Here is a 15,627-nt window from a genome sequence, read left to right as displayed (position 1 = left end):
TCTATCTTATAAATTATCAATTGGGAATAATAAAAACAAGCTTAGAATCCTTGAACTATAAGGATTCTAAGCTTGTTTCTTCTTTTAAAGCAAATAATTCCATTACTTAGCAATACCATGGAGGGAAATAAGGTATTGTTTTTTTGGGTAATTCAGTAATTATTTTTTTACAGTAATTATGAATTTTCTCATCTCTATTAGCCATTATATATTCAATAAGTTCATCTTCTGTTCCGAAAAAATTTTCATTATAGGTAAACATTGGTGGCAATTCGACAGAAAATGTTTCGATAAATATTTGTAATCCAAGAAATCCATTGGAATAGCCAAAATTATAGTACCCATATGTATAGTTTCCTTCACTATTTCGTTTGAGGACCATGAAATTATGGCGAAAAGAGTTTTTTTTAGTTTTCATTATCAGGATGTAATTGATTTTAGAGTAAATGTTGTAAGAAATCATTGGGTAACAAAATTAAATCAAAGTGCTGCGGGGGTCTTTGATGCATCTCTTTGGGAAGATGCAAAAAAAACAAGTGATATAGCTCTTAAAAGATTAATAAATGGCGGACTTAACAATACCTCGGTTACATGTGTTTTAATCGGATCCCAGACTTTTAATAGAAGATGGGTGAGATATGAAATTATGAAAAGTATAGAAAAAGGAAATAAAATACTAGGGATTCATATTAATGGTTTTAAAGATAAATATGGAAATATTAAAAGCAAAGGGCCTAATCCCTTCGATTATCTAGGGTATCAATATAGTGAAGACGGTAAACAGTTACATTTGTATGAGTGGGCAGGGGGTAAATGGGTGGAATATACAGATTTGGCACCATATAAGTTGAATCAAATCGCTCCTGAATCACATAGAGGGAAATTCTTTAGATTGTCATTGGCTTATCGTGTGTATGATTGGATTGAAGATGATGGATATAATAATTTTGCCTCTTGGGTGCAATGATAAAAATAGATAATTGAAAATAAAAAGAGATAGCTAATTATAGCTATCTCTTTTTATGAAGATGAATATTGCTACAATTGTAAAAGCGTTTCAAAAGGTACGCTTTTTGCACCAGAACTGTATTTTTTATTACTGTAAAATAGGTATTGTGCATTATTATACGTTGCCACAAAGTTTCAAAGTTACATAACAAATAAATTTATTTAATAGATTTATTTGTTATGCTCATATTTAGTACAATCTTAGAAATCTAAATCAGTAGCCCTCGCATACCCCCAGTACCTTTAATTTGATAGAGATGCGTCAGAGCCTCATAAAGCTCTATGCCCACAAAAATGATATAGCCAAAATCAATTTGATTGATCCAAACATCGTACAACAAAACAAAAGTTAGATCACGACCCAAGTACAACGCGTAAATCCGTGAAGAAAAGCGGGCCTTTTTCTCACGGATTTGAAGTACTAGACATTATATTAGAAGCTATAAAAAGCAGAAGTACCATAAATGATTATAGTATTTCTGCTTTTTAAGAGTAAAGATTATAAATTTTCTATAAAATTAACTTCATTATTTATTAATAACATTAAATTAGTCCAATTATTTTATTAACCTTATTAATTTATGTAGTTAACATTTTGAATTAATTAATTAATGCGATTTACTATATCTGAGATTAATTGTTCATTTGATAATCCATTATCAAGTGTATCATTATTTACATTTCTTACTAAAACAGCGACTCCAATTGCAATTACTTCTACAGCAACGGCTGCATTTAATAATAACCATACTGCACTTGCACACTTTCCAATAGCTGCTGCAGTTCCTTTGTCCTTAGATACATCACTTTTTAAAACATCAGTTAAAACTGTAGCGCTTTCTTTTAAAATGTCATCTACACCTTTATAATCTTTAGCATAAACAGCTGCTTGCAATTCTTTAAAATAATTTGGTTTTTCTTGTTTAAGTTTTTCAATTGTTTCATTCGAAAGCTTTTCCAGTTCCTTTGGATCAATTGTCTCTAATGCTTTTTTATCCCAGATTTCAGGCAATAATTCTGCAATTTCTCCCTGACCAAAGAAAATACCAGCATAAATTTCTTCCCCTGTAAATTTCACAGAAGTTTCAGCATTTGCTCTAGTAAGTGGTATGGAAATCATTGAAACTAGCAAAGCCATTACCAAAGCGATCGATAATAAAGGTTTTTTGTGGTTAATCATGTAGTTCATATTTTTTCTTCCCCCTTGTTTTTTGGACAACCTCATTGTACAACACTTTAAAATAATTGCAATATTTAAATTTGATATTTTTTTCTATAGGAACCAAATACAGGATTAAAATACCGCATACAGTCATAGAAAAAGAGATTAATCCTAACATAATTGCAAATACCTCATGCATCAATATTCCTACCAAAAGTATGTACTTCCAAGATTTTTTTGGAGCAAAAAGTCCACATACTAATATTGTTTGTACAATTAGAGCTCCCCAGGTAGGCAATACAACAAGTTCGGAATTTAGAACAAAACTAAATAACTTAAGAAGTGGTTCTGGTAATCCTAGCATATAATCATTTAAATAATAATATACAGCAGTTCCGTTTATCCAATCATCTTCTCTTAACTTAGCTGCTACAGAATTAAAATACAACATTGCAACTTGAATTCTGATTATATTAATAGTTAAGAGGGCCATTAATCTATAATATATTTCATATTTCCTATTATCATTGTAGCTAGACCAATGCCATTTTCTTGAATCTGTTAGCGCAATAGGCAATAGGAGAAATGTAAATACGGCTGCTACTTGATCTCCACCATCTAAGGTTAATGCAGAATTTTGAAAGCTATATGCTATCCACCAATGGAAAAGAGCAGTAACTCTAGGACGCCATCCAATTACTACAAGAAAAAGAATAAAAATACATAGCCATTTAATTAATTCGATATGTTTAAAATGCGGCGACAATAAGAATATACTAAAAGTGTGGGAAAACTCCAATTGTTTATCCTGTGTCTTGAAGAATACGGATGTATCATTTAGCAATAGAGTAAGTAGTGTCGCCAGGGCCATTAAGCTCCTTGCCACCCCATAAACATTTGTCCAAGGTATTGTATTGCTAGCCCAATTTGTAAGTTGCTTCCCTAATCTTTCAACGAACATTTCACATCAATCCTTATATATTTTTTAATTTCTTTTTTAACTTCCGTATTTTTGCTCCAAGCCCATGGAATTAGTTCTTCAGAGGTGATTATTAACTTTCCACATAACGACGGAGAGGGATTAACATTCTTCACTTTTAAAAAATCAGCATCCTCGGTGGAGTTTAATTTAGTGTCTTTATTATACTCGTGCCATTTTTCACTCGGAGGAAGCTGTCCTAATATAGAACCTAATTCTATACCTTGAGTTCTTCCAAATCGATCTAATCCGAATATATTATTTAGGGAATTATTGGGCCAATGTTTCGTAAATTGTTTATTGTCCAAACCATAAATATTCCATACCGGTTCTCGAGGATTTTTGCTAAAGAACCCCCAACTTTGTGGGTATACCATACTTATTACTGTTTTATTATGCTTAGATAAGCGAATTGCCGAAGAATCTAAAGCTGATATTACAGTCAAAAATATAAAAACAACCCAGATTGTTACAATGGCAATACTAAAAATTGCTACTGATTTGTAATTAACCCCTGTTTTCATTTTTTTTATTCCTTTCTGTTTTTTTAGCCTAATTTCTAGAATTGAGAACTATATTTTACAAAAAAGCTAATAACGCTCTATAATTATAATCGAATTTTCGTATTTTTAAAGAGATATTGAAAATGTTTTATAGTTTGAAATTTCAGATAAAAGGAGAGGTATTTATGTATTGGCTGTACAACAATAGAGTTATTTTAACAATTATCACATCAGTTTTTATAATTTCAATTATAGCTTATCCCTTTAGCTATAATGATATTCCAGTACACCTTAATGAATGGAACAATCCAGATATCATAGTTAAAAAATATATTGGATTGTTTATTTTTCCAGTATTCATGGTAGTCGCTTATTATGTAAGTAAATTGTCTATTCAAGCTATATATGCAATATATTTATTTGCGGTTCTGCACATGATAATAATTTATATGGCTATTTTTTAAAGGTTCCCCTAGGGGGAACCTTTTTTTCTTGACATCCATTGCATGGAAAGTTTTGAAGTGATGATTGACCTTCCCCTAGGAGGAAGGTTTAAAATAATACTTGACCTTCCCTTGAGGAGAAGCCTTAAAATAGATTCATATATATAATTCTATGGGGAGAGATGTGTAGTGAATATTAAAGAAGTTGCTGAAAAAACTGGTTTAACAAAAAAAGCCATTAGATACTATGAAGAAATTGGGTTGATAGAAATTGATAAAGATCCAAAGAATCAATATAGGGTGTATGGGATTAATGATCTTGAAAAATTACAAACTATAGCAGTTTTAAGGGATTTGAATTTTTCGATAAACCAAATCAAAAACATCTTAAACGACAAGACTGTTTTTATAGAAGAGTTACAAAAAATAGAAGAGAAGATAAATATCGATATCATTAATATTGAGCATAAAAAAAGCCAAATCAAAGTTGTAAAGGAAAACTGGGGATCAGGTAGATCATTCGAAGAAATTTCCAGTTTAATAGACCCTTCATATTTGTATACTGATCAATTGCATGTTATTTTGCGAAAGATTTTCCCTGGACCTTTTGGGGAGTTTATAGGAATTTCAATACATCCATTTTTAAATATAAAAGTCGAAAGCGTTGAAGAGATAAATAATTTTAAAAAATTAATTAATATATTAGATAATATTCCTCCCATCCCTAAAAATCATCCGATGATTGAACAAATTACTAATAACAATATAAACGATATAGCAACATTTAAAGAAAAAACCCAATTATTCTATGATGGTATTATTCAAAATGATAAGATTATAATTAATAACTACAAGGAAGGAATAAAAAACCAAATAAATGCGATTAAAAATGATGAAAAGTTACGGGAATTAGTTTCAAAACAAAATCAAATGGCTAAGGGATTGCCTGACTTAACAATGGAATCTGAATTCAGTACAACATTAAAACAATTAAATTCTAATTATAAAAAGACGATTGAAAACCTTAAACAAATTCAAAGTGAACTGAATAAGGAATTAGGGTTTAATTATCAGGATTATTTATTAAGTCTTTAATAAATATATATTTTAGAAATGGAGATCAATTCTAGAATTGATCTCCATTTCTAAATTTAATCTAAGAACCTTCTTCTGACCTCTGGTGTCGGAAGAATACATTTTTGATTTTTTCCGAACCATCTATATCTGTTTTTCGCAAATATATCGTAGCAAAAGTCTCGAATAAATCTAGGTATCCACAAAAATAATGATAATTTACACCAATTCCCATCTAATTTTTTACAAATATTGAGTATCGCATCAGATTTAATATAAGCAGTTTCAGTATCAATTAAAATAATACTATCTATGCTGTCATTAATATTATGCTTTTTTAATAAATTAATACCAATAGTACTTTGACGTGATGCAAATAAAAAATAGCCTTTTGAGTCCCTTTGAATGATAAATTGTACACTTTGATTACAAAAATTACATTCTCCATCGAATAATATAATACTACTCATAATTTTCCCCTTTTCATGATTCGAAGTATTAATTCTGTATATAATTATATACAGAATTAATACAATAATTGCAAATTATTTTATATTCACACTTAGTAAATATAAAGGAAACCTATTTTGCATCTAAAACTTATAGCATAAATAATGAATACATAATGGTTTTAAGTATCGATACACATAATAAAATCATTCGTTGTACAAATGCAATTCGATTGGAAACTTCATATAAAATGGAAGAACTTATAGACATATTCTGATTTTTTCCTTTCTAGCTGAAATATCATATCATCATGTACTTACCTTTTCTGAGATACTGAATTTGATAAACTTATTCAACTAAATACTAATTTCTTTATGTATGCCGTCCTATGTACAAAAGTCCTCAACCTAGATTGAAGACTTTTTGTTCTAATTACAAATAACATTTTTCCTTATAAGATGCAATTTTATATAATTTCAAACAGCATTTTAATGAGAAAATGATAGTAATCATCTAAGGTAGATAACATATTTTATAATGTTTATATCCACCACTCTAAACAACGCAAGAATTTTAAAAGAAACTATACTAGTACAAAGTGAAAAAAGGGGATTTGTTATTTATCCTCTTAATACTATAGTGTTTCAAGGCTTGATTATATAGCTGATTTTGATTTAGTAAACTTTATACTTTTTACGATATTGGCTGTATAAATTTAGACTTACTTATTTCTCCATTTTTCATTTAAGACGAGTTTCTTCTATTATATAGTTTACTTTAATGAATGATTAAGTTGAATACATTCCAAATGCTCACCCTCAAGATTTAACTACAACAGTCTCTTCATTTTCCCTCTGATACACTATTCCCTTCCCCATACTATTTCTCGGCATAGATTTTATCCACTTATGTTCCCGTATCGGAAAAACCATCTCTCCTTTTTATTAAGGACTATACTCTTTTTTTATTTGTCTATCGATTGCTAGAATCGATTTAATGATGAACTGTACAAAAAAGAAAAAATAAATGGTCCAGAATCGTAATCTCGGTGGTTCATTCTATACAATTACATCATTTTTCTCGTTCATCAACATTACTTATGCATAACATATTACAGTCCAAAGATAGTGAACACTCAAAAAACGAGAATTGCTTCAATTGAAGCAATTCCCGTTTTACGATCTACCAAAACTTTTTTCTTCTTCCTCTCCAATCTCCAAAAACGAAACAATACGATTATAAATCCTATGGGCCCAAAAATCGGCGTCATTATAAAGAGCCAATCCACCATCACAGTCTTTACACACAAATAACCAAACCATACTTTTTCAGTCATCATATATGTTATATTCGAAAAAAAGACTTTTACTTTCTTTCCTTTTTTTACAATTTCACCTCCATCTCATTTCAACTTAGCATATTAATTGAATTTTTAATTATTCATTTTTTCATCTATGCTAGTTAAAGAATATAAAGTGTAGGAATAAATCTATAAAAATCAAAGAATCTTTTAATAAACTCTAAATTCCACATATCAAAAGGTACACCTTTTAATGTGGTGTAATTTCTATGAAAAACAATGTGTCAAAAAGTTCGAGATAATATTTTGCAGTACTTCAGAAATACATAGACCTTTTGAATCATTTTTGAATTGCTGTAAATTAGTATCCCAAAACCGATTATTTTTGGGACGCTCAAATATCGAGAGATTTTTGCTATTGTTTTTTCGAAAAACTACTCCAAAACAAAAAAATGTAAATTTTCTCGTTTTGGGGGTATTTACATTTCTTAGCTTGATAGTGATGTGCTGGAACCCCATAGCCATCAAGCTAAGATTAAGTAAGAATCCATTCAACTAGATTTTTTTCTGTTTACTAAAGATTTGATATGAACTATTTAAAAATTTGCATATGAAATAAACCCTAGTACAAAATTCTTAATTTCTTAAGGGAAGGTATTGGAGTTTATCGTTTGTATATACATCTTCATTTCATTAAAAAAAGACAAATAGATGCCTCTGGGCATCTATTTGTCTAAAAACGACTACTTAAAATTATTTTACTTCTACCGTATAATTCCCTGCTCCACCGCCATATTTATATACACTTAAGTAATATTTCCCTGGCTTCGCATTATAATTTCCAAGCAATTTGTTTCCATCACGTTTTGTTGCATAAGTTACATAATTATTTAGATCCGATTCAGAGTATAACACCCAGTTCAGTCCAAGGTCTTGTTCGTTCGTAACAGTAATTTGTAAATTTTTTGGGTCCTTTACATCGATAACAAATCTGTCAACTTGATCTTGATCACTTAAGTTTCCTCTTAATAACGTGTTCAAAAATAATGGATTCGCTGCATCAAATGAATTATTCGGTTCTTTTTCTACAGCAGTACCTTCTTCTGTATTCACTCCGCTAAACACAACATCATATTCAAATTGTCCAGCGGCATTGACACGGTAATTTACAAAATAAGCAGTTAATGTTTTGTATCCGCTCCACTCTTTTTCTGCAAGATGCTTCAGCATATCATTCGTTGCTTGATTCATCACCTTCCAATCCTCATTTTCCCCTTTTGCCGCACTTCCTGTATATGTTCCTTGTAGTGTGAAGGTATTAAAGAATTGTGATTTATTCTTTGTTACCTTCACATTTTTTAACTTCGCTTCATTGGTGATATCTGCTGCAACATCCGAAAGTGGTTTCGGATTGTGCTGTGCTACATAATCATCTGATACTTGTGGAATTGTATACTTATCACGATTATCTATCAGCATTTGCATGTAAGTTTGATATTCTTCATTTAATTTATTATCTTTACTTAATGTAGAACGGTACGCATCGTAACCTGGAACATCATTTGTACGAATTAAATCATGCACTTTATCGAACATATCAGGACGATTATTATACATATACGATTGCAATGCAAACGAGTAATTATAAAAATCCCACGTTCCGTATTTTGCATTTAATGTTTGCGCTGCTGTGTAACGTTTCGCAGGATCATTAGACAATCCACCAATGATACTTTTTCGCGGTACTACGCTGTCTAATCGCGTTGAGCCTGCAAAAAACTCCGCATTTCCTTCTTCAAACCAAGTTAAGCGTTCATTTTGATACATTTCTCCTTGACCCCATAATCCCGGAACTTCGTATCTGCCCTGTAAATAGTGTGTAAATTCGTGACGAAACAATTCTTCCAAACTATAAATACTCTGCTGTGGTGTACGCTCATATGTAAAGAAGGTTCCTGTTCCTTCAATATACATTCCACCATTATTTGTTTCATATCCGTATAGTTGACGGTTAAATTGATATTCATCCGGACTATTATAAATAACCATTGTTAACACATCATCAGCATGTCCACTTTCGAGTGGTTTATCACTACCAACTGTACGATAAAATTGAGATCGTACTTCTTTTGCTGCCCAATATAAACGTTTAATTTTTTCTTCGCTAACTTTATCTCCCGCTTTAAAGACAATAGCCCCATCATCAAATGTATACGTTTTTGGCAAATAATGTTTCTTACCATCTTCTCGAATTTGATCTAAATTTACCGTTTTTCCATTTGCATCTATCCCGCCATAATTAGTAGCAATTTGTTCTGCTGCAACAAAATATTGTTGCCCTAAATATGGATATATCCCCATTGCTTCTGTAACAACTTGCTGTCCTTTTGTTGGTGTACTATAAAACTTGCCAAAACGACTAGCATAGTAAATACCATTATTAATTAGCCATCCGTTTTTGTCTGTTACTGTACCAATTAGTGCAAAACGATTTATCTCATTAATAAAGCCATCAATTTTTCCATACCACAGCATATCTTTTGGTTCTTTTCCTGTAGCATTCATATACGATTGAACTTCATAATCAACTTCTTTCATCAAATTATATACAGCATCGCCTTTAGTTCGATCTTCAATAAACGTAGAAAGATTATCGTTATATTGTTTAAAGATTTCACCTGCATATTGAATAACTTCTACATCAGCTGACGCCCCTCCAATTAACATCCCATAAGACGAAATTACTTTATTTTGTTCTGTTGTACCAAGTTTAAAATTCGGGTTCTTCGCAATTGTTTTTAAAGCTGGCAAACATTTATCATGATAGACACGTTCACTTAGTTTACTTAATTCTTGATGATAAAAACCTAAATAAAAACCTGAGCGTAAAACTTCTACTAATGTCTCAATTCCTTTTGAGTCATCTTTCGTATAGGCTTGTCCTTGTTCTGCTAGCTTAGCAATGATTGCCTGCATACGGCTATCATCTTGATAGAATTTGAGACTATCATTATTAAACTGAAATAACTCCGGAATTTGATACCATTGAATCGTAACCAGAAGATCGGTCAATTGCTTGTTGCTTAATTGATTTAATTCAGCCATTGAATATTTCTTTTCTTCAACAAGCTGTTTAGCATTCTCATTTGGCATCGGTGGACGCTGCGATAAATCTGCTAACTTTAAACGTTTAGTAAATGATCCATTTTCTTGTACGTTCGAAGGGTGCGCTAACTCATCAACGGATTTTCTTAATCCTACCGGCTCCATTTGTAATACGTTCTTCACATTTTTTTCTTTTGTCTCTGCTTGAATTTGTAAACCACTACATGATATTGTCACGAGTCCAACACCGATAATCAGTTTAGAAAATTTCGAATACTTAACCATACCGTTACCTCCTAATAAGTAAGAAAATTCTGAATTTTTATAAGTGAACATTCTATTTGTATTTATTACCAGTTCCCTATAAATACACGTAAAAATAGTGATGAAATAGTAGCTTTTTACTACGATTAATCATACACATTTCTTACATTCAATCCTCCTTCCTTAAATTTATACAAGCAAAAACTATGCCAATGTTATTTTAGTGAATAAAGAAACGTTCTTTATCCATACTGTATTATAAAATATACACAACTAATTCAACATTGTATAAATAATTTGACAATGTACAAATTATTTGGCACAATCCCCTCCCCTTTGCCCTCGGCTACCTTTAAACTTCCTAACAGTAGATAGTTACCAGTTCCAACTGCTGACTTACATTAAAGTTTAATTTTTAAAAATTCTATTCCTACACAACTATTACCATCACTTTCCATTCAATTTCCGTAAAACTCTCAAACTGGGAATCGATAAATATCCATATCCTCACTCGAAAACGTTTAAACGCAAAAACATGCTGTAGAGAAAAATTTCTCTACAGCATGAGAACAAATCATATATAAGCTAAAATACCATTTCTAATTTCATCATTAACTCTTTTACATGAATTATTTATAAATTGGGTAATCAAAAACAATTCAGTAATTCCAACTTTTATTTAATTAACGTACAAAAAGGATTGCCAATTACTTGCAGCCCTTTTTGTACGTTACTATTCACTTATATTTAGTACTCTATTTAAACCTAACTATTATTTTATGCGCCTAAACAAACTACCCGTTTAATTTCCTTTTGGTTTATAAACTTCAGCTTTTAACGTTTTATTTGTGCTACTTCGTTTTTTTGGAAAGAATCCAGTAATTAATAACGCTATTATCCATGCCATTATGAGCATTATATTTATTCTATTGCTTACACTTAAACTTAAAGTACTCCACATGTAGGTGCGACAAAACAAATACAGAGCAATACTAAAAAGTAGAAGCGTTCTAACTCCAACTCTGATGTAAGGCTTTTTCTCGTGCTTCAAAATGAAAGTTCTTTTCCACTTGTTCAAACTAATTACAAATAGTGGCAAGTATATACCAAGTGTTGCCCCAATAATAACGGATATAATAGCATTGATTTTTCTTTGCTCTTTGAAGGCGAAGTAACTTTCAGGGAACTTCCCAGTCTCGTGTTTTATCCATTCGTGGTAAATATCTTGTCTTAAGTCTTTACCATTCTCACCATTTGTGAGAATGACTAATCCATCCTTTGTATTCGGAATGTAGCCATAAAAGGAATGCCACCCTCGATTATCACCAGAATGATACATCATTTTCCATTGATTCGATAACTGACTCTCAAATATACCTAAACCATTCTCGCCTAATACCGGATTTTGCATTTCCTCCACACGTTCACTTTTGATAACACCATACCCCTTACCTTTATGATCATTAGTGTCCATACTTGCAAGTATGAAATTCATCATATCCGTAACATTTGTTTTGAGACCTGCAGCAGCCTGTTCTGTATATTGATAATTCGGAACTTCCTGTCCAAAGTATCCATACGCCTTCGAAAGATTAGAGTTCTCCAAACTTTGTCGGAATGAGCTAGATTTCATCTCTAATGGTTTCATAATTTGTTCCTCCATGTAACGGTCAAAGGGTTTCCCGGTCACCTCTTCAATAACAAGCTGTAAAATCGTATAGCCAATTCCAGAGTATATCGCTTCTGAACCAGGTTTCTTAATTATTTCAACCGGATCATTATGCCATTCTTTCCCAGACAGTGATTCTTTAATAGAATCAAGCTGTTCCCCAGGTACCACTCCTAAATACCCTTTATGTGTGGGTAATCCTGCCGTATGGCTTAGTAATCTTCTTATCGTGACTTCATTATTATCGAACTTCGAATTTGGTAATTTCCATTTGTTTAAATACTTGTCAACCGGATCATCTAATGATAAAAGTCCTTCGTCTGCAAGATGTAGAACTCCCCAAGCAGTAAGACTTTTGGACACCGAACCCGCCTGAAATAAAGTATTATCATTCACTTCTTTTCTCTTCTCTTTATCTGCATAACCATAATTAAGTGTATAAGCAATACGCCCATTATGTACAACTCCTATTGCAACCCCTGGTACATCATAGTTCTCCTGCCATTTAGGTACTTGCTCATCCATCTTTTTCTTAAAGTTTTCTATGCTCCTATCAGCCAATATGTTCGATTCTGCCCTTGCTACTTTCGTGGAAGTCAATTCACTCATAATGAATATGAAAATAAATATGCATACAACATTTTTAAGAAAACTAGATGTTCTTTTACTTTTCTTCATCCATCCCACTCCTTTTTTCAGAATTTTCTATCCGTTAAACAGGTTATCTTATTCAAACATCCAATTCTATCGATTTACATTACATAACCTTACAAATTTGTAATAAACATCAACATCGCTAATCGCTTTCCATCATCAGTAGATAGTAGTACTTATTTTTGAGGAGCATTATGACCATTAAAAATAGAAGCCAGTCTCAATAAAGAGAACTGGCTTCTATTTGGGTAACCATAGTTATCATAAAACTTTTACTTTAACAGTTTGACGTCCCCAATTCATAGCATTACTTTTTGAACCTACCAAAACATCAATACGAATACAATAAATTATTTCTACGGTTTTATGCTTACTTTTGTTATCATTTTACAAAAATATAGAATTTACCTGGCATTTTTTCTTGTGCATCTTGGAATCCTGCTAATCGCATTCATATATATAATTTTTACTAACTCATTTCTAAAAACTTTCCCTTGAACATTCCTTTAGTTGTTCCATAGCAATCTTTCGCGCATGTTCCTCACTATCTATCAAAGAAAATCCTTGTGATATATAACTCCAAAATTCATAACCACAATCCTCCATCCATCTATAAGCTTCTGTTGTATACAAACCATCTTTTCTTTTAATAATTTGAACCTTATAGTTTTTACTTGGAGAAAAAAACTCTTGTATAACCTGCCCCATTTATGCAATATCCCTCCTTAAATCTGTTATATGAAAATATATTTTTTCGTAAACTCTTAAAAAGAAGCCTCTTTTATACGGATGACTTACTCTAACTTTTTAAAAGGTTAAAATACCTTGCGTAATACTATACATTTCCACCGCCTTGATTAAATTATCTATATGCTAGCATAAGGAATAAATCACAGTCAACGCTTATTTAAATGCTCAGAAAATGATATAAAGAACACCCCTTCCCATCACTTTCTTCCTGTACTACCTAATATAGATAGTACTGTTTATAGCCTAGAAACCTCAAAAACATTAAGCTGTTATTGTCTCTCTTTCATTCTACGCATTTCTACTTCATGTAATTAAATATTTTTTCGAAAGCCACTTCATAAAAGAACATAAGTTCGTGTATAATAAGAACAAACGTTCTTATTATTAGGAGGAATCATGGTGTATGACTATTCACTTTTACCGAATAGAATCATTTTATGTGTTGATCTTCGAAGCTTTTATGCTTCCGTTAGTTGCATCAAAATGGGATTAGACCCACTTCATACAAAATTAGCTGTAGTCGGTGATGTTAACAGAAATGGCTCTATTGTTTTGGCTGCAACACCACCATTAAAGGCATTAGGTGTTAAGAAAATGGCAAGGTTGTACGAAATACCACGGCGTAAAGACATTCTTGTGGTAAACCCAATCATGGGAACTTATATAAAATGCTCAAATTACATAACGAAATTAGCTCTACAATGCGTTCCTATTGAAGATTTTCACCAATACAGCATCGATGAATTCTTTATGGATATTACAAATAGTATCCATCTGTTTGCAGATAATCCATATGAATTCGCATTGAAATTCAAACGTGAAATATATGAGAAAACAAGAATTGAGTGCACGATTGGGATTGGACCTAATCCTTTAATGAGTAAGATAGCATTAGATGTGGAAGCGAAGAAAACAAAAGACTGCATTGCATATTGGAAGTACGAAGATGTCCCCAAAAAATTATGGCCGATACGACCACTCAGTAAATTTTGGGGGATTTCAGGTAAAACAGAAGCAAAGTTAAATCGAAAAGGAATATATTCGATTGGGGACTTAGCACAATACCCTCTCAAGTACTTAAAGCAAAGCTTCGGGATCATTGGCGTAGAAATGCACTTACATAGCAATGGCATAGATTTGAGTCGTATTTCAGAAAAATACGTTCCGGCAACAACTTCTATTGGCAAAAGCCAAATACTCATGCGTGATTACACAATAGAAGAATTTCCGATTATCCTTCTGGAACATATCGAGGAAGTTTGTTATCGAATGAGAAGACAAAATAAACTAGCTCAAACAATCCATTTTTCCATTGGTTACAGTAAAAATTACGCTGGCGGTTTCAGAAAAACTCACACTATGAACCGACCAACCAATTTAACAATGGATATCTATCATATTTGTACATATTTTTTACATAAGTTTTATACCGGGGAACCAATTAGATCCATCAATATTTCTTTAACCAACTTAATCAATGAAGGTGAAGAACAAATATCTCTTTTTGACAATGTAATACAACGAGAAAAAGAAATGAAATTAACGAAGGTAATGGATGAAATACGCACTAAGTTTGGTAAGAACAGCATATTAAGAGGAATTTCTTATACAAATAGTGCTACAGCAAGATACAGAAACACATTGTTAGGAGGACACAAATCATGAACAACGCTAATATGCCAAAGGGAAGAGGAATGGTGAAATGGACGCCATTTGCTGCAATGACAGAACAATTTGATGGTATACGTGAGATTATTAAGGAAAAGAATAAAGTAGCACGTCCAATCTTAACTTCTGAAGAAAAAGAACTTATCGAGAACATGTTATTATGCTCATTACTATCTGAAGAAGAGGTGTTGATTACATATTACGAAGATGGCTATTTGCTTACTAACTATATGACCGTAACTGATATTGATCCATTGAATTGTTCTATACTATGTACAGATGCTTTTTATAACAGGATTAATCTTAAATTTATGGACATTATTGATGCAAAATAAAAGCATTACATACTAAGTATAAATATTAAATGTGATGATTGCGCTCCCCCTTGAAATAAATGAACTCGAAGCTAAGGATATGAAACTATATTTTAAAGATATAATAAATGAAACATGAGTCGAAAATATCTTATAACAAAAGAGACTCCATTATAGAGTCTCTTTTGCTTGTATACTCCTATGGAAGTATCTACTTGCTTTTAAATGTTCTTCTTCGTAATGAGTTGTTCATCTCTGAAACGTGGCGAACAACATTACTAGAT

12 protein-coding genes are annotated in these 15,627 nt (G+C 31.7%); 4 read left to right on the top strand and 8 right to left on the bottom strand.

Going from position 1 to position 15,627, the window contains the following annotated elements; all coding sequences use genetic code 11:
* Window positions 1-388: 388 nt before the first annotated feature.
* Window positions 389-967 carry a Thoeris anti-phage system ThsA activator ThsB gene (gene thsB, locus FT637_RS26995; protein WP_193648867.1) on the top strand — a complete coding sequence of 193 codons (579 nt, stop codon included), beginning with the start codon at window positions 389-391 and terminating at the stop codon, window positions 965-967.
* Window positions 968-1,612: 645 nt separating this feature from the next.
* Here thsB and FT637_RS26990 read toward each other — a convergent pair.
* The 3 genes from FT637_RS26990 to FT637_RS26980 are packed head-to-tail and all read right to left on the bottom strand — an operon-like array spanning window position 1,613 to window position 3,673.
* Entirely contained in the window at window positions 1,613-2,197 is a 585-nt protein-coding gene (locus FT637_RS26990) for a sporulation delaying protein family toxin (protein WP_193648866.1), read from the bottom strand.
* Entirely contained in the window at window positions 2,181-3,131 is a 951-nt protein-coding gene (locus FT637_RS26985) for a sporulation-delaying protein SdpB family protein (RefSeq protein ID WP_193648865.1), read from the bottom strand. Before FT637_RS26985 ends, FT637_RS26990 begins: the two co-directional genes overlap by 17 nt.
* Window positions 3,113-3,673: an SdpA family antimicrobial peptide system protein gene (locus FT637_RS26980; RefSeq protein ID WP_193648864.1), complete on the bottom strand. Its 561-nt coding sequence runs from the start codon at window positions 3,671-3,673 to the stop codon at window positions 3,113-3,115. Before FT637_RS26980 ends, FT637_RS26985 begins: the two co-directional genes overlap by 19 nt.
* A gap of 611 nt (window positions 3,674-4,284) precedes the next feature.
* On the opposite strand from FT637_RS26980, the gene FT637_RS26975 reads away from it, so the two are divergent.
* Window positions 4,285-5,190, top strand: a complete 906-nt coding sequence (locus FT637_RS26975; protein ID WP_193648863.1) for a MerR family transcriptional regulator — start codon at window positions 4,285-4,287, stop codon at window positions 5,188-5,190.
* Between the two features lie 56 nt (window positions 5,191-5,246).
* Here the strand turns inward: FT637_RS26975 and FT637_RS26970 are convergent, their stop codons facing one another.
* The 5 genes from FT637_RS26970 to FT637_RS26950 form a co-directional block, all read right to left on the bottom strand.
* The gene (locus FT637_RS26970) at window positions 5,247-5,639 is read right to left on the bottom strand and encodes a thiol-disulfide oxidoreductase DCC family protein (protein ID WP_193648862.1); all 393 of its coding nucleotides are present in this window, start codon (window positions 5,637-5,639) and stop codon (window positions 5,247-5,249) included.
* A gap of 1,115 nt (window positions 5,640-6,754) precedes the next feature.
* Window positions 6,755-6,955, bottom strand: a complete 201-nt coding sequence (locus FT637_RS26965; protein ID WP_193648861.1) for a hypothetical protein — start codon at window positions 6,953-6,955, stop codon at window positions 6,755-6,757.
* A gap of 717 nt (window positions 6,956-7,672) precedes the next feature.
* The gene (locus FT637_RS26960) at window positions 7,673-10,309 is read right to left on the bottom strand and encodes a collagenase ColA (RefSeq protein ID WP_193648860.1); all 2,637 of its coding nucleotides are present in this window, start codon (window positions 10,307-10,309) and stop codon (window positions 7,673-7,675) included.
* A gap of 781 nt (window positions 10,310-11,090) precedes the next feature.
* The gene (locus FT637_RS26955; RefSeq protein WP_193648859.1) at window positions 11,091-12,635 is read right to left on the bottom strand and encodes a serine hydrolase; all 1,545 of its coding nucleotides are present in this window, start codon (window positions 12,633-12,635) and stop codon (window positions 11,091-11,093) included.
* A 456-nt stretch (window positions 12,636-13,091) separates the two neighbouring features.
* Window positions 13,092-13,319, bottom strand: coding sequence for a hypothetical protein (locus FT637_RS26950; RefSeq protein WP_113770965.1), 228 nt, complete (start codon window positions 13,317-13,319; stop codon window positions 13,092-13,094).
* Between the two features lie 441 nt (window positions 13,320-13,760).
* Between FT637_RS26950 and FT637_RS26945 the strand changes: the two genes are divergently transcribed.
* Together FT637_RS26945 and FT637_RS26940 are read left to right on the top strand one after the other, a co-directional pair.
* Entirely contained in the window at window positions 13,761-15,026 is a 1,266-nt protein-coding gene (locus FT637_RS26945) for a Y-family DNA polymerase (RefSeq protein ID WP_193648858.1), read from the top strand.
* On the top strand, window positions 15,023-15,364 hold the full coding sequence (locus FT637_RS26940) for a YolD-like family protein (protein ID WP_113770967.1): 342 nt from the start codon (window positions 15,023-15,025) through the stop codon (window positions 15,362-15,364). The genes FT637_RS26945 and FT637_RS26940 overlap by 4 nt, the downstream gene beginning before the upstream one ends.
* Window positions 15,365-15,627 lie beyond the last annotated feature (263 nt).

The sequence above is a fragment of the Bacillus cereus genome (assembly GCF_015071065.1).
Taxonomy (GTDB): domain Bacteria; phylum Bacillota; class Bacilli; order Bacillales; family Bacillaceae_G; genus Bacillus_A; species Bacillus_A cereus_BA.
This window is presented reverse-complemented; position numbering and strand designations above follow the sequence as displayed.